This window comes from Mesoterricola silvestris (assembly GCF_030295405.1).
In the GTDB taxonomy this organism is placed as follows: domain Bacteria; phylum Acidobacteriota; class Holophagae; order Holophagales; family Holophagaceae; genus Mesoterricola; species Mesoterricola silvestris.
In genome coordinates this window covers 1,879,138-1,902,347 of the sequence record NZ_AP027080.1, presented here as the reverse complement: position 1 = coordinate 1,902,347, position 23,210 = coordinate 1,879,138, and the positions used below count along the sequence as shown (strand labels likewise).

Sequence of the window (23,210 nt, the reverse complement as noted above, 5' to 3'; positions counted from 1 at the left end):
GCCGTACCGAAAGGGCGGCTCCCTTTTTTTCGGGAGATCGAATGAAGATTCTTGTGGCCCTGAAACAGGTGCCCGACACCGAGACCAAGATCAGGGTGGCGGCGGACGGGAAATCCCTGGACGCCGGCGACGTCAAGTGGATCACCAGCCCCTACGACGAGTACGCCCTGGAGGAGGCCCTGCGCCTCAAGGAATCCGCCGCCGCCGAAGTGACCGCCGTCTCCGTGGGCGGGGACAAGGCCAAGGACATCCTGCGCAACGCGCTGGCCCTGGGCGCCGACCAGGCCGTGCTGGTCAAGTCCGCCGAGACCGGGGACCCCCTGGCCGTGGCCCGGACCCTGGCCGCCTTCGCCCAGGACAAGGGCTTCGACCTGATCCTCCTGGGCAACAAGGGCTTCGGCGGCGACAACGCCTGCGTGGGCCCCATGCTGGCCGAGCTGCTGGGCCTGGCCCAGGCCAACGTCGTGACGAAGCTGGAACTGTCCGAAGGCCGCTTCAAGGCCGAGCGCGAAGGGGACGCCGACAGCGAGGTGCTGGAAGGCTCCCTGCCCGCGGTGGTCACCGCCCAGCGCGGCCTCAACGAGCCCCGGTACGCCAATCTCAAGGGGATCATGGCCGCCAAGAAGAAGACCATCGAGGAGGTGGAGGGGGCCGCCGTGACGCCCGCCGTCACCACCGTCACCCTCGCCCTGCCCCCCTCCCGCCCCGAAGGCCGGAAGCTGGAAGGGGACGCCGCCGCCCAGGCCGCGGCCCTCCTGGGTCTCCTGCGCGACGAAGCCAAGGTCCTGTAACCCATCCATTCCGAGGTCGAAATGATTCTGGTTTTCTGTGAGACGAAGGATGGGAAGATCCGCAAGCCTTCCCTTGAGGCCCTCTGCGAGGCCCGGCGCCTCGCCGATGGCGCCGGCAAGGGCCTGGGCGCGCTGTTCGTGGGCGCCGACACGACGGGGGCCGGCGAGGCCGCCCAGTACGGCGCGGACGTCATCGTGAAGATCGAGGCCCCGAGCCTCGCCGCCTATTCCAGCGACGGCTACGCCACGGCCATCGCCGACGCCGTGAAGGCCAAGGGCGCCACCGCGCTCCTGGCCGCCGCCACCTCCTGCGGCCGCGACGTGGCCCCCCGGGTCGCGGCGCGCCTGGGCGCGGGCTACGCCTCGGACGTCACGGGCCTGTCCATGGTGGAAGGCCGCCTCCAGGCGGTGCGCCCCGTGTACGCCGGCAAGGCCTTCGCCACCACCGGGTTCGAGACCCCCGTGCAGGTGGCCACCACCCGGCCCAATATCTTCGCCCTGGCCCCCTGCCCCAAGGCCGGCGCCGTGGAGACCCTCCCGGCCCCCGCCGGAGGCTTCCTGGCCGTGGTGAAGGAGATCCTCACCAAGGGCGCGGGCCACGTGGACATCGCCGAGGCCGACGTCATCGTCGCCGGCGGCCGCGGCATGAAGGACGGCGCCAATTTCGGGATCCTGGAGGAACTGGCCGGGGCCCTGGGCGGCGTGGTCGGCGCGAGCCGGGCCGCCGTGGACGCCGGCTGGGGCCTCCCCCACAGCATGCAGATCGGCCAGACCGGCAAGGTCGTGAGCCCCACCCTCTACATCGCCTGCGGCATCAGCGGCGCCATCCAGCACGTCGCCGGCATGTCGGGCTCCAAGGTCATCGTAGCCATCAACAAGGACCCCGAAGCCCCCATCTTCAAGCTCGCCACCTACGGCATCGTGGGCGACCTGTTCGAGGTGGTGCCGGAACTCACCAAGGCCGCGAAGGCGCTGGGGAAGTAGGTCGGGGCATCCGGCTGGGGGCGCCGGGACCGGGTCCTCCCGGCCGGCCCAAGCGTTCCCTGCCGGGGGCTGCGAAGGGGATCGACGAGGTTCCCGGGGGAGAGGGCGGCCCATGCGGTCCCGGACCGGCGCGCCGACCCACCGGTAGCGATTTCGCAGCAGCGAGCTGCTGCGAAATTGCTTGCCGTTGTCCATTGAGGACGGGTGAAGGAGGGCGTGGGGTGCGCTTCTTCGGCATCGCGCGGAAGGGATGCTTCGACCTGCATCCGAAGGACCGGGAGCGGTTTTTTTTGAACGCCTCCGCCACCTCTCATCCATGGATCACGGCAAGCGATTTCGCAGCAGCTCGCTGCTGCGAAATCGCTACCGTTGGGTCGGGGCGCCGGTCCGGGACCGCATGGGCCGCCCTCTCCCCCAGGAACCTCGACGATCCCCCCGCAGCCCCCGGCGGGGAAGGATTGGACCGGCCGAAAGGTCCAAACCGCGCGCATGCGTTCCCAGTGCCCTCGGCTCCCGATCCGCTTCGGGGGGCGGGGATCAGGTTCTGGAGGTGAAGAGTTCGAAACCTTCGGATTCCAGGTAGGCGCGGGCGTCCTCCACGTCGCCGAAGCGGGCGATGACTTCGACGCCTTCGCGCACGTCGCCGTCGGCGCGGTCCAGGGTGCTGAAGCCTTCGCGGATGATGCAGCCGCCGCCGGTCTCGTCCAGGCCGAGCTGGACCAGCTCCCAGGTGACGCCGTGCTCGTCGCGCCACACCTCGACGCTGATCACGCGGGCTTCTCGAAGAAGAGCACCACCATGCCGAAGCCCACCCGGTCCCCGGCCTTCAGCTCCCGGGCGTCGCCGGGGGGAAGGCGCTCGCCCTTGATGTAGGTGCCGTTGGCCACGCCGTGCTCCTCCACCAGGAAGTAGCGGTTGTGCTCGCAGAGGATCCGCGCGTGGCGCCGGGAGACGCTCAGCTGCGGGTCCTCCTCGGTGAGGTCGATATCGGGGTGGATGCCGGTGTTGGGGTCGTAGCGGCCCACGAGGGCGCCGTGGGAGAGGATGTTGAACTTCCGCCCCGAGATGACGGACACGAGGCTCACGGAGGTAGGCTGGGCCTTGGCCTTGGCGCCTTTGAAGGGCTCCGGGTCCACGCGGCCGGCCAGCTCGCGGTTGCGCTGGGCCAGGCGCTGCATCATCTTCACGGACACTTCCGGGTTCTGGCGGATCATGCGCAGGAAGGTGCCCCGGGAGATGGTCACCACTTCGGTGTCCTCCAGGGCCACCACCGTGTGGTGGCGGGGGATGGGCTCCAGGAGGCTGCCTTCGCCGAAGAAATCGCCCTTGGCCAGTTCCTCGGACCAGTCCCCCTGGGGCTCGGTGCCCACGTACATGCGGATCTTGCCCGTGAGGATCACGTACATCGTCTGGGCCAGATCGCCCTTGCGGTACACAATCTCCCCCTCCTTGAAGGTGAGCTTGCTCTGGCCTATGAAGTTCGAATCGGACATGGGTAACCGAGGGATGGATCTAAAGATAACCTGCCTTCCCTTCCGATGGGAACTTCACTGGCGGGCGATTTTTCCCTTTATGCTTGGGGGATGCATCTTCTCCGGTGGATCCTCGCGCCCCTGGCCCCGCTCTACGGGGGGATCGTGGCGGCCCGGAACCGCGCCTTCGACCGCCACCCGGAGCGCGCTGCCCGGGTGGACGTTCCCGTGGTCTCCATCGGCAACCTGACCACCGGAGGCACCGGCAAGACCCCCGTGACCCTCCACTTGGCCGAAACCTTGGAAGCGGAGGGCCTCATCGCGTCGGTGGTCTCCCGGGGCTACGGGGGGAGGCGGGACCTGGACCCCATGGAGGTGGGCCCCGGCTCCGACCCGGCCCAGACCGGGGACGAGCCCCTCATGATGGCCCGGCGCCTGGGCCCGGGGCGGGTGGTGGTGGGCCGGCGGCGGCACCACGCGGCCCTGCGGGCCCTGGCCCTTTCCCCCCGGCCGGACCTCCTCATCATGGACGACGGCTTCCAGCACCGGGGCCTCCACCGGGACCTGGACCTGCTGCTGCTGGACGGGGTCCGCCGCTGGGGCAACGGCCGCATGCTGCCCCTGGGCGATCTGCGGGAGCCCGCGGCCTCGGCGGCCCGGGCCTCCTGCCTGGTGGTCACCCGGGGCGCCCGGGCCGACCGGGACGCCATCCTGGCCTGGTGGGCCCGCTTCGGGTCCGGGGGCCCGGTGTTCTGGGTGGATTTCGCCATCACGGCCCTGCGGCGCCTGGACACCGGGGCGCGCATCCCCCTGCCCCTGGGCGCCCCGGGGCCCCTCTTCGCCTTCTGCGCCCTGGGCCACCCGGAGGCCTTCTTCGCCGATCTCCTGGTGGCCGGCGCCCCCTGGACCGGCAGCCGTGCCTTCCGGGATCACCAGGCCCTGGGCCCGCGCCTGGGGGCCCTGGAGGCCGAGGCCCGGGCCGCGGGCGCCGGGGGCCTGGTGTGCACGGAGAAGGACGCCGTCAAGCTGGACCCCGCCCGCGCCACCGGCCTGCCCATCTGGATCGCCGAGCAGCGGGTGACGGGGGCCGAGCCCCTGGAGGCCTGGGTCCTGGAGCGCCTCAGAGGCTCTTCAGGATCTCCTGGCGCTTCTTCTGGTACTCGTCCTCGGTGATGAGGTTCTCGTCCCGCAGGCGCTTCAGGGCCCGCAGGCGGGCCTCGGGACCCTCGGCCGGGGCGGCCCGGGGCTCCGCGGCCCCCTGGAAGCCCGGCAGCACCGGCGCCGGCGCCGCGTAGGGCACCGCCGGGAACTCCACCCAGTCGGCGCGCCGGGAGGCCAGGCCCTCCCCGGTGATCGCGGCCTTGCCGGCGTCCGTCCGGGAGCCGTAGGTGAATTCGGGCTTGTCGCCCCGCACCCGGAAGCGGTCCACGAAGTCCAGCCGCGCGTCCCGCACGATCATCTGCACCTTGCCCCCTTCCACGAAGAGCCGCGCCGTCACCCCGAAGGCCGGGTTCAGGAACCCCCCGCCCCGGCGCCCCGTGCTGAGCAGCACCAGGTCCTCCCCCGGATCGGCCACCGCGAAGGCCTCCAGCAGGGGCTTGACCAACTGGTCCACCTCCTTGGCCTCGAACAGCGCCCCCTCCTCGAAGCGCAGCGCCCGCAGATTGCGCCGCAGCGCCTCCGCGTCCAGCGCCACCGGATGCTGGGAGGGCGCCGCCCCGCCTTCGGCCGGAACCAGCTTCACCCAGGTGAACTCCTTCAATTCCCAGTTGGTGCGATGGGGTGCCGCCGCCAGGGCCGCCACCGCGCAAAGCACGGGCAAACCCGCTAGAACCTTCATGGAACCTCCGAGGGGTCGATACTTCCGCCGACAGCATAGCACCCAGGTTGACCCCCTTCCCCCCGTCGTGATACGGTGACCGTTGCCCGTTCCGATCCCCCAAGGGCGAAGACAGGCAAGGCAAGCGCGGGCGTAATTCAGTGGCAGAATGTCAGCTTCCCAAGCTGAACGTCGTCGGTTCGATCCCGATCGCCCGCTCCAACTAGAACCCCGAAACCATGAGGTTTTGGGGTTTTTTTGTACCCGCTTTTCCCAGCGCCCCAGCGAGTCCCCAGCGTCTCTGCGTTTTTACTTTTCAAGGTTGCCTTCGGCGAGATGGGAACCATCGGCGCCGGGAATTCCAGAAAAAGAATTAAACGCTGGGGCGCTGGGGGCTCGCTGGGGCGCTGGGGAAAGAAGGGAAACCGGGTTTTGACCGGAGCGACGAATGGGCCCCGCTACTTCGCGCCCCCCGGCGTGCGGTCCCAGGCGGTGAGGAGTTCCTCCCGGCGGAGGGCGCTCCAGTCCCGGTCGCATTCCGTGGTGGTTCCCGAGCATTCCCGGAGGTTCAGGTCATGCCAGGTGATGAGCCAATGGATTTCCATTTCGCTCAGGACGACGGGGATTCTCGGTTTGGCGGTCTGCATCATGTGGCGCAACCCAGGGAGGATCCCCTCCGGCGCCTGGAGTGGCCTCCGGAGGGGTACCCTAGGACCATACCTCCGTCCGGTGCCGGGGACCCCGAAGTTCCCCTGAACGGGTCAAATCCGGGGATGAACGGGTTCATATGATCGAATCATATAATTGCGAGAGCCCTCGAATCCCTCCCTTGCGAAAACGGATCGATGCCCGATGCTTCGGTTCCAAACCGTCGACGGCCAAGGAGGTACGTATGCCTGTCGCGAAACTGAAGAGCTTCCTGGATGACCACGAGGTGAAATACCTCTCCATCACCCACTCCAAGGCCTATACCGCCATGGACGTGGCCGAGTCCGCCCACGTGAAGGGCCGGGAGGTGGCCAAGACCGTCGTGGTGAAGGTGGACGACCACCTGGCCATGGCGGTGCTGCCCGCCACCCGCAAGGTGGACCTGGATCTCCTGCGCCGGGGCACCGGGGCCGTGAACCTGGACCTGGCCCGGGAACCGGAATTCCGCAGCGACTTCCCCGGGTGCGAGCTGGGGGCCATGCCGCCCTTCGGGAACCTGTACCGCATGGATGTCTTCGTGGACCCCCGCCTGGCCTCCAACGAGGAGATCGCCTTCAACGCGGGCTCCCATACGGAAGTGGTGCGCATGCGGTACCTGGACTTCGACCGCCTCGTCCACCCCCGGACCCTCGCCCTCTCTGCGCCCTAGTTGCAATTAATAGATAAAAACAAGCGGCCGTGCCTGGAACATCCCGGCGGCCCCGGTCATCCAATAGCCAAACCCGGACCTGCCCCCGATGGGGTGGGACCCGCTCCACACCCCCTTGGCGCACCGCAAGGCGGGTAGGCATCGTGCCGACCTTTTCATGGAGGTCCCTTCATCCAACCCGAAGCCGGGCGATCTTCCCATCCCGGCCCCACGCACCTGGAGAAAGCCATGACACGGACAACCCTATCGAACTCCTTCCTGGCCGCCGCGGCGGCGGCCGCGCTCATGATCGCCCCCGCCTGCGGACGCAATGCGGGTGAAAAGGAGGTCAAGGACCTCTCCCAGAAGGCCGCCGAGCTGGAGACCCTCAACCAGAAGGCCGGCACCGCCAGCGCCGAGGAGCAGAAGAAGCTGGCCCAGGCCGGCGTCACCAACGTGGCTCCCAACCCGGACACCCTGGAACTGACCCCGGAACAGAAGACCGCCCTGGAGGCCCGCATCAAGGTGGAGAAGAACAGCTCCTACCAGGCCCTGCTCCAGGAGGTCCTGGACAAGGACAAGGAGATCAAGGGCCTCAATGAGAAGATCGGCCACCTGCGGGCGGTCCTGCCCCGGCCCGAGATCGCCAAGGCCGACGACACCCACTACGACATGGCCATGCGCTACCTGAGGAAGCGCGGCGTGCCCGAGGCCAAGGCCAAGGAGCTGGTGGCCAAGGTGCTCACCATGGACCAGCTGGCGCCGGGGTTCCACGTCTACCACTTCTACAGCAATGGCGTCTACGGGTCCTGGGTGGCCCAGGGCAAGGCGGACCTGAGTCCCACCCAGCTGCAGGCGGACCGCAAGGCCCGCATCGAAGGCGAGCGTGACCAGGCCGAGGCCCGCAGCAAGGAGCTGCAGGCCCACATCGTGGACCTCACCGCCCAGTCCGAGAAGCTCACGGCCGACATCGAGAGCATGCGGACGGAAAAGGAGCGCATGACCAAGGACCTGCAGGTGCTCACGGCCGCCAGCCAGACCCAGCAGGCCCTGCTGAATTCCGTCCACTACCTGGTGGGCCGGCGCAAGGTGCTCGAGGACGAAGGCATCATCGTGGTGCCGGTGTTCTCCAAGGACCGGGCCGGTTCCAACTGGAACGACCAGGCCTTCACCAAGACCGCGGACCTGAGGTCCCAGGATTCCATCACCATCACCGCCGCCGACGCGGGCCTGGAGAAGATCAACAAGATCAACGTCGTGCCCGGGTCCCTGGTGAAGGACAAGCACTACACCCTGGCGTTCAACCCGGACCACACCCAGGCCACGGTGAAGCTGCTGGCCAAGGACCGGTTCCGCAACGAGAAGGTGGTCTTCGCGGTCACCGACTGACGGCTTCCTTCAGCCTCACCCGGGCCTCTTCCAGGGTGTAGGGCTTGGCCAGGGCCAGCAGGTGGGGGTCCGTGGCCAGGAGGTGCCGGGTGGCGTCCCCCAGGAAGCCCGTGGCCAGGATCACGGGCAGCCTGGGGTGGCGTTCGCGAAGGAGGGCCAGGGTTTCGAGGCCGCTCATCCCGGGCATGTTCACGTCCAGGAGCACCACGTCCACGTCCGGGTCCAGGTCCAGCATGGCCAGGCCCTCGGGTCCGCTGGATGCGGTGGCCACCCGGTGGCCCAGCAGTTCAAGCAGTTCCGGGGCGGCATCCCGGATCAGGTCGTCGTCATCCACCAGGAGGATGCGCAGGGGCCTGCCGGGATCGGTGTCCACGGGTTCCGCCGCGGCAGGCGCGGGGGCCCCGGCCAGGGCCGGAAGGCGCAGGCGCACCCGGGTCCCCTCCCCGGGCCTGCTGTCCAGGGTGAGGGTGCCTCCGTGGGCCTTGGCCGTGCTGTAGACCATGGCGAGGCCCAGGCCGGTGCCCTTGCCGTAGGGCTTGGTGGTGTAGAAGGGTTCCATGGCCCGCTGGAGCACCCAGGGCTCCATGCCCTGGCCGGTGTCGTCCACCGCCAGTTCCACCAGGTCCCCCGGCAGGCTCCGGGTGCGGATGACCAGGGCGCCCCCTTCGGGCATGGCGTCCACGGCGTTCACGCACAGGTTCATGAAGGCGCTGCCCAGGGCGCCGGGCTCTCCCATGACCCGGGGCAGCCCGGGCTCCAGGGCCACGTCCAGGCGCACCCGCTGCAGGAGGGTGCGGCTGAGGAGCTCGCACTCCTGCCCCACCACCTCGTTGAGGTCCACCGCGCAGGCCTCCCGCAGATCCTTGCGGGCGAAATCCGCCAGGCCCTTCACCAGGTCGCGCCCCCGCACGGCGGCGCGTTCGATGGTGCCGATGGAACCCAGGAGGCGGTCCTCGCCGGCATAAGCGGCCTTGAGGGTCTGGGTGACGGCGTGGATGGCGCCCAGCACGTTGTTCATGTCGTGGGCCACCCCGCCGGCGAGGCTGCCCAGGCTCTCCAGCTTCTGGGCGTGCTGGAGGTCGGCCTCCAGCCGCTTGCGCTCCTCCTCGGCGCGCTGGCGCTCCAGGCTCGCGGCGATCTGGCCGGAGACGAACTGCAGCAGCGCCAGATCGGACTGGGAGTAGTGCACGTCGCCCCGGTAGCTCTGCACCGCCAGCATCCCCAGGATGCGCCCGTCCATGGACAGCGGAACGCCAAGCCAGTCCAGGGGCGGCTCTCCGCGCAGCACCACGGTGCCCCCCCGCACGAGTTCCTCGATGCGGTCCGGATCCAGGCGCCAGGGCGCCCCGCTGCGCAGCACCAGTTCCGTGAGGCCCCGGGCCATCCTCAGGGCCGGCGGGGGCGCATCGTTCTCATCCACGAAGTAGGGGAAGCGCACCGTATCCCCGCCGGGGTCCAGCAGCGCCACGTAGAAGTTCTCCGCGGGCATGAAGGCCTTGATGATCCCGTGGATGCGCACGTACAGGTCCCCCAGGCCCCGGGCCGCCTCGGAGATCCCGTAGAGGGCGGTCTGCATCCTCTGGGCCGAGAGCCGGTCATGGATATCCATGTTCATGCCCACCCAGGACTCCACGGCCCCGCCTGGCCCCAGCAGGGGCACCGCCCGCACGTGGTTCCACCGCCATTGGCCGCTGTGGTGCCAGAGCCGGTACTCCTGCTGGACCCTACGGCCCTCCCGGAGGCCCCGATGCCAGGTTTCCAGGGCCCGGAGGCGGTCCTCCGGGTGGATGCAGGCCTCGAAGCCCAGGCCCAGCCACTCCCCCGGGGTCTGGCCCGTGTAGGCCCGCCAGGAGGGGGAATCCTCCGTGACCCGGCCCCGGGCGTCGCAGGTCCACACGATCTGGGCCGAGGCCTCCACCAGAGCGCGGTACCTGGCTTCACTGGCCTGGACCGTCCCCAGGACGTCCAGCACTGGCTCCGCGCCATCCATGGGCTCACCTGCCATGCCAATCCCCTGCCGCCCGGAGGCGGGCGATGCGGTCACCCCTTGGGGGCGGATTCCGGGCCTTCCCCTTCGGCGGGCTCCAGGTTCTGCAGCGAGATCATGGGCGCGTGGATCTCCAGGTTGGCGCCCTCCTCCACGTGGATGGCCGATACCCGGCTGGCGGTGGGGGCCGTGTACTCGTTCTGCATCTTCATGGCCTCGAGGATGAGCAGGGGCTGGCCCTCCTCCACGATGTCCCCGGGCTGCACGAGGAGCTTGAGCACCTTGCCGGGCATGAGGGCGATGAGGAGCTTGGCCTCGCTGCGCTTGCTGCGGGCCATGGCCTCGGCGAGGAGCGCCTTGCGCGGGTCCTGCAGGGTGAACTCGTAGGCCCCGTCGTAGGTGGCGGCCCGGAAGCCGTGGAGATCCGGATCGGGGTTGCGGATGCGGTCGATGTTCACGCCCACGCTGCGCCCCTCCATGATGATGGAATAGCTGGAGCGCTCCACCTTCACGATGTCCAGGGGAACCTCCACGCCGTCCCAGGTCATGACGGTGGTGCCGCGGCGGCGGTAGATCTCGAGCTCGACGGTCTCGTCGGCGACGACTAGGGTGCGTTTCATGATTTCCTCAGAGCCGGTTGAACTTGTTGAGGGACTTCCAGGCCTGGCTGGTGGGGACGCAGTCGTTCCTGGGGGTGGGCTGCTGGGCCCGGCGCTCCTCCATCTCCAGTTCGTCGAAGAGCGCGGCGGCCACGGCGAACTTGAGGCTGGGGCCCACGGCCTTCTGCTTCCACCAGGGGTGGGCGAGGATGCCCGTGTGGAGGTCGCCCTTGAGGAACTGCTTGTTCTCCAGGAGGGTCTTGAAGAAGGCCACGTTGTTGCGCACGCCGCCCAGGCGCATCTCCATGAGGGCCGAATGCATGCGCTGCAGGGCCTCCTGGCGGGTCTGGCCCCAGGTGGAGATCTTGGCCAGCAGCGGGGCGTAGAAGGGCGACATCTCCCAGCCGAAGTAGACGCCGCTGTCGTTGCGCAGATTGTGCCCCTGGGGCGAGCGCAGGTACTGGATGCGGCCCGAGCTGGGGGCGAAGTCCCGGTCCGCGTCCTCGGCGTTGATGCGGCACTGGATGGCGTGGCCCCAGAAGGGGATCTTGTCCTGGGTCAGGGGCAGCTTCTTGCCCTGGGCGATGTCGATCTGCCACTTCACCAGGTCCTGGCCCGTGATCCACTCCGTGACGGCGTGGCCCCCCTGGATGCGGCAGGTCATCTCCAGGAAGTAGTGGTTGCCCTCCTGGTCCAGGAGGAACTCCACCGTGCCGATGCCCACGTAGCCCACGGCCCGGGCGATGGCCACGGCCTGCTCCCCCAGGGTCCGGCGCAGTTCGGGGGTGACGCCCGGGGAGGGGGCCTCCTCGCAGATCTGCTGGAAGCGCCGCTGCACGGAGCCCTCCCGCTCCCACAGGTAGACGTAGTTCCCGTGGGAATCGCCGGCGATCTGCACCTCCACGTGGCGGGGGTGGACGATGGCCTTCTCCAGGTAGACCCGCTCGTCCCAGAAGGAGAAGATGCTCTCCCCCTTCACCCGGGGCAGCGCCCGGCGCAGGTCCCCGGCGGTCTTCACCAGGCGCATGCCCTTGCCGTCCCGGCCCAGCACGGGCTTGACCATGAGGGGGTAGCCCATCTTCCTTGCCTCGTCCAGGAGCTCCTCGTCGCCCATGGTCTCCTGGATCCCGGGCAGCACGGGGCAGCCCACGGACCGGGCGATTTCCCGGGCGGTGATCTTGTTGTCCATCTTTTCCAACACTTCCGCGCTGGGGCCCAGCCAGGTGATGCCCGCCTCCTGGATCTGCCGCACCGCCTCGGGGTCCTCGGCGATGAAGCCGTAGCCCGGGTGGATGGAATCCGCCCCGGTCTTGCGGCAGGCCTCGATGAGCTTGTCGGCGCGCATGTAGCTTTCCCGGGCGGGGGTGGGACCGATGGGCACGGAGAGGATGGCGAGGCGGACGTGCATGGCCCCCCGGTCCGAATCCGAATAGACGGCCACGGTGGGGATATCGATTTCGCGGCAGGTTCGCATGATCCGGCAGGCGATCTCGCCTCGGTTCGCGATGAGCAATCTGGTGACGGGCATGGCCTCTTCCTCACGGATGGCCCCGGGCACAAACTGGGGCATCATAGAATAGTGCGAACCCCCAGACTACCAAACCTGACCGCAAGGTCCATAATCTCAGTCCTCCTGGTCCTCTCCTTGGCCGCTTGTGGGCGCAAGGGCGACCCCATTCCCCGCACCCGCGCGGCGCCCGGCCCCTGCGTCATCCGCTGGACCGCCCACCGGGTGCTGGAGGTGCGCCTTCCCGTTCTGGACGCCCGGGGCGGAAGCCTCGTGGGCGTGGAGAAGGTGCGGGTCTTCCTCCTGCCCCTGGGCCCTGCCCGTCCCTCCGCCCAGGAGGTGCTCACCCGGGGCGAAGTGGTGCTGGAACGCAGCCGCCCGGATCTCCCGGCCCCCGGCGGCGTCGTTCAGCTGGACATGCGTCAGATCGGTCGTCCCTCAGGCTGGGTCGTGGCCGCGGCGGTGCGGGTGGGGAATGTGGTGGGCGTGCCCAGCGACCCCATCGCCTGGCTGGATCCCGCGATCTAGATCGGGATCTCGACCCACCCCGGCTTTGGCCCTGCTGAACAGGGATGAAGAGGATGAAGGGGATGAAGCCCCGGGCCCAGGTCCATCCAGGCTGAGGCTGGCTGCGCGGGCCTTCCCGGGCGAACTTCCGGGACCCGGCCCCTTTTTATCCCAATCTATCCCCCCACCAATTCGCCACGGCCTGGGCCAGGGCGTCCTTGGGCAGGGGTCCGAGGGGCTCCCCGGGGCCGGCGGCGGTGACGGGGAGGAGGGTGTTGGCCTGGTGGCCGAAGGCCCTGCCGCCGCCGATGTCGTTCACGAGGATGGCGTCCAGGCCCTTCTTCCGGAGCTTGGCGGTGGCGTTGGGGACATGCGCCTCGCTTTCGGCGGCGAAGCCCAGGAGCCACTGCCCGGGGCGCTTCTCCGCGGCCAGGGTGGCCAGGACGTCCGGGGTGCGCACCAGGGTGAGGGTCTCGGGGCCTTCGGCCTTTTTCACCTTTTCGGGGGAGAAGGTCTCGGGGCGCTGGTCGGCCACGGCGGCGGCGGCCACGAGGCCGTCCATCTCCGGCCACAGCTCCCGGCAGGCCGCGAGCATCTGGTCGGCGCTGCGCACCCGGCGGGTGGCCACGCCCCAGGGGGCGGGGAGCTCGCCGCCCAGCACCAGGTCCACCCGGGCGCCGAGATTCCGGAAGGCCCGGGCCAGTTCCACGCCCATCTCCCCCGAGGAGCGGTTGGTGAGGGTGCGCACCGGGTCCAGGTCCTCCCGGGTGGGACCGGCGGTGACGAGGATCCGCCTGCCCTGGAGGCTGGGGTGGGCGGGCCCGGCCAGGGCCTCCACGGCGTCGGCGATGTCCAGGATATCGGCGAGCTTGCCCGCGCCCTCCTCCCCGCAGGCCAGGAGCCCCTCCACCGGTTCCACGATGGTGTGGCCGAAGCCCTTGAGGGTGGCCACGTTGGCCCGCACCGCCGGGTGGGCCCACATGGCCGTGTTCATGGCGGGGGCCCAGAGCACCTTGGCCGTGGTGGCCAGGAGGAGGGTGGACAGCAGGTCCGGGGCCAGGCCGTTGGCGGTCTTGCCGATGATGTCGGCCGTGGCGGGCACCACCGCGGCCACGTCCGCCCAGCGGGCCAGGTCGATGTGCTCGATGACCGGATTGGGGCGCCACTCGTGGTAGTCCGGGTTGGCCCCGAAACAGGGCTGGCCCGTGAGCGAGGCCAGGGTGAGGGGCGTGATGAACCGGGATCCCGCGTCGGTCAGGCAGCAGCGGACCACGTGGCCGCGCTTGGTGAGGGTGCGGGCCAGTTCCGCGGCCCGGTACGCCGCGATCCCCCCCGTGATGCCCAGCAGGATGTTCATGTTCCAGCCTCCAATACCATACTAACCCTGGATTTCTCCCGTTTTCCTTGATAGACTTGCCCTCTTCGAGGGAAGTCCATGAGCGTTCAGCGCACCGTAGTCCATATTCCGGAAGAGATCGCCAACAAGTACCGGTTCGTCGTGGTCACGGGCAAACGTTGCGAACAGCTCCAGCGCGGCGCCTACCCCAAGGTCGAGGTGACCGTCCCCATGAACAAGCTGGGCCAGCCCCAGGAAGCTCCCCGCCTCGCCTCCTTCTGGGCCCAGGTGGCCATCAAGGAAGTGGAGGAGGGCCGCATCGCCTTCGAGGAGCCCGAAGTGATCACCCTGGACTACACCACCGAGATCCCCATCTCCGTGGAGTAGGTTCCGCACGGGAACGGGAAGGGGCCTCCGCGAGGGGGCCCCTTCTCTGCATAGTGGGCCTTTCGGACCGCCCAGGCATGCCCTGCCGGAAGAGCCCCCCCAGCGGCAAACCCCTATTTCAACATTCGATGAAATAGGGGTTGCATTCCCTCCGTGGGGATCCATAATTCAACGAGCGTTGAATAAAGGATTGCCGTGCCCACCCCCCGCCCCCGTGGTCCCAAAGCCGTGAAGATGGATCCCCGAACCCTTCTGGACGCCGCCCTGAAGGTCTTCGGGCGGGAGGGGCTGGAGGGGGCCAGTTTGCGGGCCATCGCCCGGGAGGCGGGGTGCGATCCCTCGCTGATCTACTATCACTTCGAGAACAAGGAGGCCATGTTCACGGCCCTCCTGGAGGAGCGCATTCCGCCACTGGTACGGGATCTGCGCCGGCTGGCCAATCCGGGGGATCCCCGGAGCACGGCGGAAAAGCTGTGGACGGCCCTGCGGAGCTTCCACCACCATCTGCACGACAGCGCGGGGTTCCGGGCCATGGTGCGGGGGCAGATCGTCCGGGGGGCCGAGACCCTGCCGGATCAGCTGGCGGTGCGCATGCGGCCGGCGCAGCTGGCGGTGCTGACGATCCTGCGCCGGGGCCAGCGGCGCGGGGAGCTGAGGCCGGACCTCAATCCCTTCCTGATGGGCCTTTTCCTCATCCGCATGGAGGCCGAGATCCTGGATCTGGTGCCCGTCTTCTCGGAGCGTCTGGCGGGGATCCCGGCCCCAGAGGCCATCGCCTGGGCCGAGCGCACCTGGTTCGACGTGTTCTGGCGCGGCGTCGCCGTCCATCCCCTGGAGCCCCTGCCCTTCCTGGAGAACCTATGAAGATGACCGCCCTGGCCTTGCTGGCCCTGTTGGCCCTCGGCTGCCACCGCGACGCCGCCGTCACCCTGAACGGCCGGGTCGAGGCCTACCTTTCGGATCTGGGGCCCCGGGTGCCGGGCACCGTCGTCTCCATCGAGGTGAAGGAGGGCCAGCGGGTGAAGGCCGGGGATCTCCTGGTGCGCCTTTCCGCGGCCGAACTGGGCCCGGCGGTGGACCGGGACGCGGCGGGCCTGGCTTCGGCCGAGGCGCGCCACCGCATGTACGTGGCCGGGAACCGCCCCGAGGACATCGCCCAGGGCGAGGCCCGGGTGAGGGACGCCCAGGCCGCCCTGGCGCTGGCCGCCGATACGCTCAAGCGCGTCTCCAGCCTGCACAAGGACGCCATCGCCTCCCGGGCCGACCTGGACAAGGCCGTGGCGGACCGGGACCGGGCCGAGGCGGCCCTGCACCTGCAGAAGAAGGCCCTGGAGGAGCTCCGCGCGGGTTTCCGCCGGGAGGACCGCGCCGCGGCGGAGGCCGACGCGCGCAAGGCCCGGGCCGTCCTGGACCAGAGCCGGGTCCAGGAGGGTTTCCTGGAGATCCGCGCGCCCTTCGACGCCGTGGTGATCCACCGCCTGCGGGAGGTGGGCAGCGTCGTGGGCGCCTCCCAGGCCGTGCTCACCATCGCGCGCCTGGACCAACTGTGGGTGCGCCTCTACATCCCCCAGCCCCTGCAGCCCCGGGTGGCCCAGGGCATGCCCCTGCAGGTGGCCACCCTCGACGGCCGCACCTTCGAGGCGGCCCTGGACGAGGTGAACAGCGTGCCCGAGTACACGCCCAAGATGGTGGAGACCGCCGAGGAGCGCATCAACCTCGTCTACCCCGCCCAGGTGCACCTGGCCCGGGGCTGGGACCAGGGCCTCATCCCCGGCGTGGCCGTGGACGTCAAGCTCAGGCCCCGGGGCAGGTGACCATGGCCCGCCTCCTGGAGACGACGGGACTCGCCTGCCGCTACCCCGACGGCACCCGGGCCGTGGAGGGCCTGGACCTGGCCCTGGAGGAGGGCGACCTGGTGGGCCTCATCGGCCCCGACGGCGCCGGGAAGACCACCACCTTCCGCATGCTCATGGGCCTCCAGCGCCCCACCGGCGGCCGGATCCGCCTGGCCGCGGACCGCCATGCCCTGAGCTACGTGCCCCAGGTGTTCAGCCTCTCCCCGGACCTCACGGTGGAGGAGAACCTCCAGCTCCAGGCCCGGCTCTACGACCTGAAGGACCCCGCCCCCCGCATCGCGTCCCTCCTGGCGTCCGTGGACCTGGACCGCTTCCGGGACCGCATGTCCGGGGCCCTCTCCGGCGGCATGAAGCAGAAGCTCTCGCTGTGCTCGGCCCTGCTGCCCGCGCCGCGCCTCCTGCTCCTGGACGAGCCCACCACGGGCGTGGACCCGGTGAGCCGGCGGGAATTCTGGACCATGCTCCACGCCATCCACGACGAGGGCGTGGCCATCCTCTTCTCCACCCCCTACATGGACGAGGCGGAATACGCCCTGCGCCTGCTGCTCATGGACGGCGGGCGCATCCTGGCCGAAGGCACCCTGGACGGGTTCCGGGAGGAGATGGGGGGCGTGGTGGCGGCCCTCACCATGGCGGACCGCAAGCTCGCAAGGTCCCAGGTGGCCGCCCTGTCGCCCCTGGATCTCTTCGCCGAAGGCGAGGTGCTGCGGGCCCGGTTCCCGGACCAGCCCATGGAGCCGCTCCTGGCGAGGCTCCGGGCCCTGCCCGGGGTGGCCGCGGCGCGGGAATCCGAAAGCACCCTGGAGGACTATTTCCTGCACGTGCTCAGCGCCCAGGAGGGAGCCCTCCATGAGTGAGCCCATCCTGCAGGTGGAGGACCTCACCCGGCGCTTCGGGGAGTTCACGGCGGTGGACGGGGTCTCCTTCGAGATCCGCCGGGGGGAGATCTTCGGGTTCCTGGGCCCCAACGGCGCCGGGAAGAGCACCACCATCCGCATGCTCTGCGGGGTCCTGGCGCCCACCTCGGGACGCGCCCGCGCCCTGGGGCGGGACCTGTTCACCGAGGGCCAGCGGGTGCGGGCCCGCATGGGCTACATGAGCCAGAAGTCCAGCCTCCTCACCGACCTCACCGTGGGCGAGAACCTGGCCTTCTTCGGGAGCCTCTACGGGCTTTCCGGGGACCGGCTGAGGGCCGAGACCGCCCACCGGCTGAAGGAGATGCAGGTGTGGTCCCTGCGGGACCACCTGGTCTCGGGCCTTTCCACCGGCGAGCGCCAGCGGGTTTCCCTGGCCGCGGCCACCCTGCACGAGCCGGAGGTGCTCTTCCTGGACGAGCCCACCTCCGGGGTGGATCCCCTGCGCCGGCGCCTCTTCTGGGAGGCCATGGCCGACCTCATCGCCGACGGCATGACCATCCTCGTCACCACCCACAACCTGGGCGAGGCCGACCAGTGCGACCGCCTGGCCTTCATCCTGGGGGGCAGGCTCGTGGCCAGCGGCAGCCCCGCCTACCTCAAGGCCAGCCTGGGCCGGCGGGTGATGGCCCTGCGCACACCCGAATACCGCCGCCTGCAGGAGGCGGCCCGGTCCATCCCGGGGGTGCTCTCCGCGGTGCTGCAGGGCCGCTCCGTGCGCCTGACCTATGCCGAAGGCGGGGACCCCGCCGCGCTCCTCCAGGCCGTGGCTTCCCTCGGCCTGCCCTTCGCGCCCGCGGAGCCCGAGCTCCCCTCCCTGGAAGACTTCTTCGTGGACCTGGTGGACCAGGGCCGCGGCAACGCCTGAGGTGAATCATGTGGAACCGCATCAAGGCCCTGGTCTGGAAGGAGTTCCTCCAACTGCGCAGGGACCGGCTCACCATCGGCTTCGTCCTCGTCATGCCCCTGGCCCAGATCCTCATCTTCGGCTTCGCGGTGAACACCGACGTCAAGCACCTGCCCTGCGTCGTCTATGACGAATCCCGGAGCCAGGAGAGCCGCGACTTCGTGGACGGCCTCGCGGCCACCCAGTACTTCGATCTCAAGAGCCGCGTGGACAGCGAGGCCGCCTTCACCCGGGAGATCGACATGGGCCGGGCCCAGGTGGGCGTGTGGTTCCCCCCGGACTACGCGCGAAAGCTCAGGTCCGGCGGCACCGCCGAGGCCATGGTGGTGGTGGACGCCTCCAATCCCACCACCGCCAGCAACGCCATCGCCACCGCCGTGGGCGTCTCCCAGATGCGCGGCACCACCCTGCTCTTCCAGCGCATGGGCTACGGCCAGGCCACCCAGCCCATCCCCCCCATCGACCTGCGGGTGCGCCCCTGGTACAACCCCAACCTGCGAAGCCCCAACTTCATCGTCCCGGGCCTCGTGGGCGTGATCCTGGCCATGACCTGCGTCATCTACGCCTCGGGCAGCATCGTCAAGGAGAAGGAACGGGGCACCCTGGACCAGGTGATGGTCACCCCGGTGCGGCCCTTCGAGCTGTTCCTCGGGAAGATCATCCCCGTCATCGGCGTCGCCTACCTGCAGCTGACGGTGCTCTTCGGGGCGGCGCGGCTCCTGTTCGCCGTGCCCATCGCCGGCTCCGTGCCCCTGCTCTACGCCACCGCCCTCTTCTTCATCGTCCCCATGCTGGGGGTCGGCATCCTGCTCTCCACCGCCGCCGACACCCAGGCCCAGTCCACCCAGATGGCCATCCTCACCTTCCTGCCCATGGTCTTCCTGTCCGGCTACATCTTCCCCATCGAAGGCATGCCCCTCTTCTTCCAGGGCCTGGCCCAGATCATCCCCCTCACCCACTTCCTCATCATCGTCCGCGCCATCGTCCTGCGGGGGGCCGGGATGGAGGCCTTCTGGCCGCAGCTCATCAAGCTGACGGTCTTCGGAATGGTCGTCTGGTCCATGGCCCTCCGGGTCATGAAACGGGCTTCGGCCTAAGGCTTGTCGCCAAACCCAAGGTGCCTTGAATTCGCGATGAAGGGTCTGTCCCAGGTTGAGCGGATCCCACTCCATCCCATCAATCGGCGTTCATCCCTGTTTCCGCAGGGCTAAGGCAGAGGTGGGTCGGAGCGCACGTTACGCGACGTCCTTGACCCGAAGGTGGCGATAACTCCCAGCGCAGTTCAAACGGGGATAAACAGGATCCAGGGGAAAAATCAGGATAAAGAACCTCAGGTCAAACCTAGGGCCAGATCACCGAGAACAGCCCATCGATTCTTGGCCTAGCCCCAAAGGAGGAGGAAGGAACTCGCGCCGATGGCGAAGAGGGCCAAGCGGCAACCCCAAATGAATGCGTGTTTCATCGAACGACCTCCATTGATGATTATTTGAATCCAGGCCCTGTCGACGACCTCGCAAGCTTCAATATAGGTCGTCCCCATGAACATTCACGGTGCATTCCGGTGCGCCGCGCAGGGGAACCGGCCGGCAGGAATGATTAGTATTTCAAGAAATAGTTCCCCTTCCCGGGCCCCGGTAGACTGGTGTCTGGAGACGTTCATGCACAGCCTCAGCCTCGGATTGAAAAGCTACCTCACCGATCCCCGACTCCTCCCCATCGCGGAGAAGGTGGAACGGGGCGAACGGCTCACCTTCGACGACGGCCTCCTGCTCTACGAAAGCCCGGATCTCACGGGCATCGGCGCCATGGCCCACTTCGTGCGGCTCAAGCTCCACGGGAGGAACACCTACTATGTGGTGAGCCGGCGCCTCTCCTACACGAACATCTGCGTGACCCACTGCCAGTTCTGCGCGTTCCAGGCCCGGCCGGGGGATCCGCGGGCCTACGTCCTCTCGGCCGACGAGATCATCCGGGAGATGGAGAAGCCGGAGAACCTGGGGGTGCGGGAGCTGCACATGGTGGCCGGGCACTACCCCAAGCTCAAGATCGAGTACTTCGAGGACCTCTTCCGGCGCCTCAAGGCGCGGTTCCCGGACCTGCACCTGAAGGTCTTCACCATGGTGGAGATGGACTACTACGCCCGGGCCTCGGGGATCCCCATCGAGGAATTCATCTCCCGGTGCATGGCCGCGGGCCTGGAGAGCTGCCCGGGCGGGGGCGCGGAGATCTTCGACGAGGGGATCCGCGAGAAGATCTGCATCGGGAAGAAGGACGCCGGAACCTGGCTGCGGGTGGCCGAACTCAGCCACCGCATGGGTCTGCCCACCAACTGCACCATGCTCTACGGGCACATCGAGGAGGCCCGCCACCGGGTGGACCACCTCCTGCGCCTGCGGGAGCTCCAGGACCGCACCGGCGGCTTCCTGGCCTATATCCCGCTGGCCTACCAGATCGAGGACAACGAGCTGGGGCGGGCCTACGAGATCCACGAGACCACCGGCCACCAGGACCTGCGGGAGGTCGCCGTGGCCCGGCTGATGCTGGACAACGTGCCGCACATCAAGGCCTACTGGGTCATGATCACCGAAGGGCTGGCCCAGGTGGGGCTCACGTACGGCGCCGACGACCTGGACGGCACCATCATCGAGGAGTCCATCGCCCACCTCGCCGGCGCCAAGACGCCCCAGGCCCTCACCAAGGCCGAGCTGGAGCGTCTGATCACCGAGGCCGGCTTCCAGCCCATGGAACGCGACAATCTGTACAAGGTCTATGCCTGAGTCCGGCAAGGCCGCGCTGAGGCGGCACTACCTGGCCCTGAGGGACGGCCTCGATCCCCTCGAGCGGGCCCTGTGGTCCGCCCAGGCCTGCCGCCACCTGGCGGCCTTCTGCGAAGCCCGTGCCATCCATTCCGTCGCCGCCTTCTGGCCCCTGGGCTCGGAGATCGACCTGCGGCCCCTCCTGGACGCGCACCCGTTCTGGACCTTCCACTTTCCGAGGATCGTGGAGAAGGCCCCGCCGACCCTGGCCTGGGGGCCGCGCCCCCTGGGCCCCGGCGCCTGGGGCCTCCAGGAGCCCCTGGCCGCGCCCCACGCCGTGCCGCCGGTGCAGCTGGTGCTGGTGCCGGGTCTGGCCTTCGCCGGGGACGGGCACCGGCTGGGGTACGGAAGGGGCTTCTATGACGCCGTCCTTCCGGCCCTGGGACCCGGGGTCGTGACGCTGGGCACGGGGTTCGGCGTCCAGCACTGCCCGGCCCTGCCCACGGGGCCCGGGGACGTCCCGGTCATGGGCTTCGCGGACGAGGCGGGGGTGCGGCTCCTACCCTAGCTTGAAGATGCTCTCCCCGCCCGGGTAGTCCTCGCTGGAGGCCTCCCGCATCTTCTGCAGCACCTGCACCAGCACCCGGATGCGCTCCACCATCTCCATCACCTTCTGGAGCTTGGGCTCGTCGGGGTATTTGCGGGCGAGCAGCTCGATCTGCATGGAGATCACGGCCAGCGGGTTGTTGATCTCGTGCTTGAGGGTTCCGGCCATCTGGCGCAGGGAATCCAGCCTCTCCGCGGCCCGGGCCTTGCGCTGGAGCTCGTCGTGGCCCCGGAGCACCTGCAGGCGGTGGTGGAGGGTCTCCCACCGGAAGCCCTCCGGCAGGCAATCCGTGGTGCCCACGGCCAGGAACCGGGGGAACTGGTCGTCCCGGGCCCGCACCACCAGGATGGGCACCGTGGTGAAGCTGGCGTTGCGGCGGTAGGCCTCCACGGTGCCCACGGGGTCCCCGGTGCCCTTGGCGTCGATGACGAGGTACTTGAAGGGCTCGGTGGGGGCCCGGGGCGGCTCGGCCTCCAGGAGGTGGAGGGAGAGCTCCTCGGCCTGGGCCACGCTTTCGAAGAGGCCCACCAGCTCCATCTCCTCCGTGACCAGGCCGAGGACGGGCATGGCCCGGCTGTCCAGGGTGTGGTGCACGTCCTTGGGGAATTCCAGGGACAGGGCCTGGTCGTTCCAGTGCCAGCGGATCCCCGATTCCTGCAGGGTCCGGAGGGTCCAGGGGTCCGGGGTGGGAATGGCCATGCCCGCGGAGAAGGCCAGGCGCAGGGTCCAGTCCGAGGTCTGGTCCAGCCACCGGCCCTGCACCGTGGTGCCTTCCGGGGCCCGCATGAGCAGGGGCTCCACCAGGCCCATGAGGGCCTGGGTGGCCAGGTCCCCGGCCACCCAGATGGTGCCGGGGGGCACCGCCTCCAGCGTCAGGGGGATGTTCCGGATGGTGAGCAGGTCCCGCCACACGGGCTCCAGCACCTCCTGGAGGGCCTGGAGGCTGGTGGAGACGGGGGTCTCCCGGGGCACCTCCAGGAGGGTTTCCTGCAGGCCCGATTCCACCAGGTGCTGGATGCGCCCGGTCTGGTGCCGGAGCACCGCGGCCAGATCGCCGTAGCCGCTCTCGGCGTAGCTCTGGATCCACCGGAGGCTGGACCCCATGGCCCCCAGGAGTTCGCCCATGCGCTTGACGATGCGCTCGTGCAGGGTCTTCAGCCGCAGGTACTCGCCCTGGATCTCCGCCTGGCGCATGGCCCGCTGCACCAGTTCCGTGTGGCGAAGGGCCACGGCGCCCTGGCGCACGAAGGCCTGCAGCAGCGCCAGGTCGAACCGGGAGAAGGGCCTCCCCTGCTGGGCGCGGTCCAGGTACAGCACGCCCTGGATCTCGCCGCCCACCTCCAGGGGGGCGCACATCACGGCCCCCACGGTGAGTTCCAGCAGGCTCGCGCCCCCGAAGCGGGGGTCGATCATGGGCGAATTGCTCAGCACGCCCGTGCGGTGGGAGAGGACGTAGGCCACCACGGAGTGGGACAGGCCGAGCCGGTCCTCCACGTCGCCCACGCGGTGCAGGTTCTGCCAGGTGCCGTCCGGGTTCACCATCACCACGAAGCCCCGCTCGGCGCCCATGAGCTTCAGGGCCTCGGCGAGGATGCTGCGGAACATGATGTACGAGCTGCCCTCCCCCAGGAGGCTCTCCGAGGACCGGTGCAGCAGTTCCAGGGCCCGCAGGAGGACCATGGCCTGGCCGGGCTCGGGCTTGATCTCGGTGAAGAGGTCGCCCACGCCCTCGATGAAGTTGACGCCGTCCAGGCCGGGGAACCCTTCCGTGAATTTCAGGCACCAGTCCCCGAGCCCGATCTCGTCCCCGTCCTCCAGGGCGCTCCCGATGGGCGTGGAGACCGAAAGGCCGTTGAGCAGGGTGCCGTTGCGGGACTCCAGGTCGCGGATCCACCATTTCCCGCCCACCTTGGCCACCAGGGCATGGGTCCTGGAGACGCTGACGTCGGCGGGCAGGGCCACGGGGCACAGCACGGGATCCCGGCCCAGCTGCACCGGGTCGGCGACTTCATGGCGCCTGACGACGCCCCCTTCGGTCCAGGACAGGTACGGCACG

General features: G+C 69.2%; 23 protein-coding genes and 1 tRNA gene. 15 read left to right on the top strand and 9 right to left on the bottom strand.

Annotated features, from left to right (window positions below; genetic code table 11):
* Nucleotides 1-41 precede the first annotated feature (41 nt).
* Nucleotides 42-791 carry an electron transfer flavoprotein subunit beta/FixA family protein gene (locus tag R2J76_RS08220; RefSeq protein ID WP_316415354.1) on the top strand — a complete coding sequence of 250 codons (750 nt, stop codon included), beginning with the start codon at nt 42-44 and terminating at the stop codon, nt 789-791.
* A gap of 21 nt (nt 792-812) precedes the next feature.
* Nucleotides 813-1,775, top strand: coding sequence for an electron transfer flavoprotein subunit alpha/FixB family protein (locus tag R2J76_RS08215; RefSeq protein ID WP_316415353.1), 963 nt, complete (start codon nt 813-815; stop codon nt 1,773-1,775).
* Between the two features lie 537 nt (nt 1,776-2,312).
* Here the strand turns inward: R2J76_RS08215 and R2J76_RS08210 are convergent.
* Both R2J76_RS08210 and R2J76_RS08205 read right to left on the bottom strand, forming a co-directional pair.
* A complete protein-coding gene (locus R2J76_RS08210) occupies nt 2,313-2,546 on the bottom strand; it encodes a hypothetical protein (RefSeq protein WP_316415352.1) in 234 nt (77 codons plus the stop codon).
* The gene (locus R2J76_RS08205; RefSeq protein ID WP_316415351.1) at nt 2,543-3,268 is read right to left on the bottom strand and encodes a cyclic nucleotide-binding domain-containing protein; all 726 of its coding nucleotides are present in this window, start codon (nt 3,266-3,268) and stop codon (nt 2,543-2,545) included. The genes R2J76_RS08210 and R2J76_RS08205 overlap by 4 nt, the downstream gene beginning before the upstream one ends.
* Before the next feature lie 90 nt (nt 3,269-3,358).
* Here R2J76_RS08205 and lpxK point away from each other — a divergent pair, with 90 nt between their 5' ends.
* Complete coding sequence (lpxK, locus tag R2J76_RS08200) at nt 3,359-4,420, top strand: tetraacyldisaccharide 4'-kinase (protein ID WP_316415350.1); 1,062 nt, start codon at nt 3,359-3,361, stop codon at nt 4,418-4,420.
* Here the strand turns inward: lpxK and R2J76_RS08195 are convergent.
* On the bottom strand, nt 4,368-5,087 hold the full coding sequence (locus R2J76_RS08195) for an SHOCT domain-containing protein (RefSeq protein WP_316415348.1): 720 nt from the start codon (nt 5,085-5,087) through the stop codon (nt 4,368-4,370). The genes lpxK and R2J76_RS08195 overlap by 53 nt on opposite strands.
* Before the next feature lie 126 nt (nt 5,088-5,213).
* Between R2J76_RS08195 and R2J76_RS08190 the strand changes: the two genes are divergently transcribed.
* Nucleotides 5,214-5,288 (top strand) — tRNA-Gly (locus R2J76_RS08190).
* Between the two features lie 236 nt (nt 5,289-5,524).
* On the opposite strand, the gene R2J76_RS08185 is transcribed toward R2J76_RS08190, so the two are convergent.
* Nucleotides 5,525-5,671 carry a hypothetical protein gene (locus tag R2J76_RS08185; RefSeq protein WP_316415347.1) on the bottom strand — a complete coding sequence of 49 codons (147 nt, stop codon included), beginning with the start codon at nt 5,669-5,671 and terminating at the stop codon, nt 5,525-5,527.
* A 287-nt stretch (nt 5,672-5,958) separates the two neighbouring features.
* Between R2J76_RS08185 and R2J76_RS08180 the strand changes: the two genes are divergently transcribed.
* Nucleotides 5,959-6,423, top strand: coding sequence for an aminoacyl-tRNA deacylase (locus tag R2J76_RS08180; RefSeq protein WP_316415345.1), 465 nt, complete (start codon nt 5,959-5,961; stop codon nt 6,421-6,423).
* Nucleotides 6,424-6,651: 228 nt separating this feature from the next.
* Nucleotides 6,652-7,791: a hypothetical protein gene (locus R2J76_RS08175; RefSeq protein WP_316415344.1), complete on the top strand. Its 1,140-nt coding sequence runs from the start codon at nt 6,652-6,654 to the stop codon at nt 7,789-7,791.
* On the opposite strand, the gene R2J76_RS08170 is transcribed toward R2J76_RS08175, so the two are convergent.
* From R2J76_RS08170 to R2J76_RS08160, 3 genes are read right to left on the bottom strand one after another with little or no spacing between them, the layout of a single operon-like run.
* Nucleotides 7,781-9,796, bottom strand: a complete 2,016-nt coding sequence (locus tag R2J76_RS08170) for a hybrid sensor histidine kinase/response regulator (protein WP_316415343.1) — start codon at nt 9,794-9,796, stop codon at nt 7,781-7,783. The genes R2J76_RS08175 and R2J76_RS08170 overlap by 11 nt on opposite strands.
* A gap of 35 nt (nt 9,797-9,831) precedes the next feature.
* A complete protein-coding gene (locus R2J76_RS08165) occupies nt 9,832-10,398 on the bottom strand; it encodes a biotin/lipoyl-containing protein (protein ID WP_316415342.1) in 567 nt (188 codons plus the stop codon).
* Nucleotides 10,399-10,405: 7 nt separating this feature from the next.
* A complete protein-coding gene (locus R2J76_RS08160; RefSeq protein WP_316415341.1) occupies nt 10,406-11,905 on the bottom strand; it encodes an acetyl-CoA carboxylase biotin carboxylase subunit in 1,500 nt (499 codons plus the stop codon).
* A gap of 117 nt (nt 11,906-12,022) precedes the next feature.
* Here R2J76_RS08160 and R2J76_RS08155 point away from each other — a divergent pair, with 117 nt between their 5' ends.
* Nucleotides 12,023-12,412, top strand: coding sequence for a hypothetical protein (locus tag R2J76_RS08155; RefSeq protein ID WP_316415340.1), 390 nt, complete (start codon nt 12,023-12,025; stop codon nt 12,410-12,412).
* Between the two features lie 145 nt (nt 12,413-12,557).
* On the opposite strand, the gene coaBC is transcribed toward R2J76_RS08155, so the two are convergent.
* Complete coding sequence (coaBC, locus tag R2J76_RS08150) at nt 12,558-13,748, bottom strand: bifunctional phosphopantothenoylcysteine decarboxylase/phosphopantothenate--cysteine ligase CoaBC (RefSeq protein ID WP_316415339.1); 1,191 nt, start codon at nt 13,746-13,748, stop codon at nt 12,558-12,560.
* A 78-nt stretch (nt 13,749-13,826) separates the two neighbouring features.
* On the opposite strand from coaBC, the gene R2J76_RS08145 reads away from it, so the two are divergent.
* The 8 genes from R2J76_RS08145 (at nt 13,827) to R2J76_RS08110 (ending at nt 21,115) form a co-directional block, all read left to right on the top strand.
* Nucleotides 13,827-14,114 (top strand): DNA-directed RNA polymerase subunit omega, encoded by a 288-nt coding sequence (locus R2J76_RS08145; protein ID WP_316415338.1) that lies wholly within the window; start codon nt 13,827-13,829, stop codon nt 14,112-14,114.
* Between the two features lie 234 nt (nt 14,115-14,348).
* Complete coding sequence (locus tag R2J76_RS08140) at nt 14,349-14,978, top strand: TetR/AcrR family transcriptional regulator (RefSeq protein ID WP_316415337.1); 630 nt, start codon at nt 14,349-14,351, stop codon at nt 14,976-14,978.
* Nucleotides 14,975-15,928 (top strand): HlyD family secretion protein, encoded by a 954-nt coding sequence (locus tag R2J76_RS08135; RefSeq protein WP_316415336.1) that lies wholly within the window; start codon nt 14,975-14,977, stop codon nt 15,926-15,928. The genes R2J76_RS08140 and R2J76_RS08135 overlap by 4 nt, the downstream gene beginning before the upstream one ends.
* Nucleotides 15,929-15,930: 2 nt before the next feature.
* A complete protein-coding gene (locus R2J76_RS08130; RefSeq protein ID WP_316415335.1) occupies nt 15,931-16,827 on the top strand; it encodes an ABC transporter ATP-binding protein in 897 nt (298 codons plus the stop codon).
* Entirely contained in the window at nt 16,820-17,752 is a 933-nt protein-coding gene (locus R2J76_RS08125) for an ABC transporter ATP-binding protein (protein WP_316415334.1), read from the top strand. The genes R2J76_RS08130 and R2J76_RS08125 overlap by 8 nt, the downstream gene beginning before the upstream one ends.
* Nucleotides 17,753-17,760: 8 nt before the next feature.
* Nucleotides 17,761-18,888 (top strand): ABC transporter permease, encoded by a 1,128-nt coding sequence (locus R2J76_RS08120; protein WP_316415333.1) that lies wholly within the window; start codon nt 17,761-17,763, stop codon nt 18,886-18,888.
* 561 nt (nt 18,889-19,449) lie between these two features.
* A complete protein-coding gene (gene mqnE, locus R2J76_RS08115) occupies nt 19,450-20,568 on the top strand; it encodes an aminofutalosine synthase MqnE (RefSeq protein WP_316415332.1) in 1,119 nt (372 codons plus the stop codon).
* Nucleotides 20,561-21,115, top strand: a complete 555-nt coding sequence (locus R2J76_RS08110) for a 5-formyltetrahydrofolate cyclo-ligase (RefSeq protein WP_316415331.1) — start codon at nt 20,561-20,563, stop codon at nt 21,113-21,115. The genes mqnE and R2J76_RS08110 overlap by 8 nt, the downstream gene beginning before the upstream one ends.
* On the opposite strand, the gene R2J76_RS08105 is transcribed toward R2J76_RS08110, so the two are convergent.
* The gene (locus R2J76_RS08105; RefSeq protein ID WP_316415330.1) at nt 21,107-23,209 is read right to left on the bottom strand and encodes a GAF domain-containing protein; all 2,103 of its coding nucleotides are present in this window, start codon (nt 23,207-23,209) and stop codon (nt 21,107-21,109) included. The genes R2J76_RS08110 and R2J76_RS08105 overlap by 9 nt on opposite strands.
* Nucleotide 23,210 lies beyond the last annotated feature (1 nt).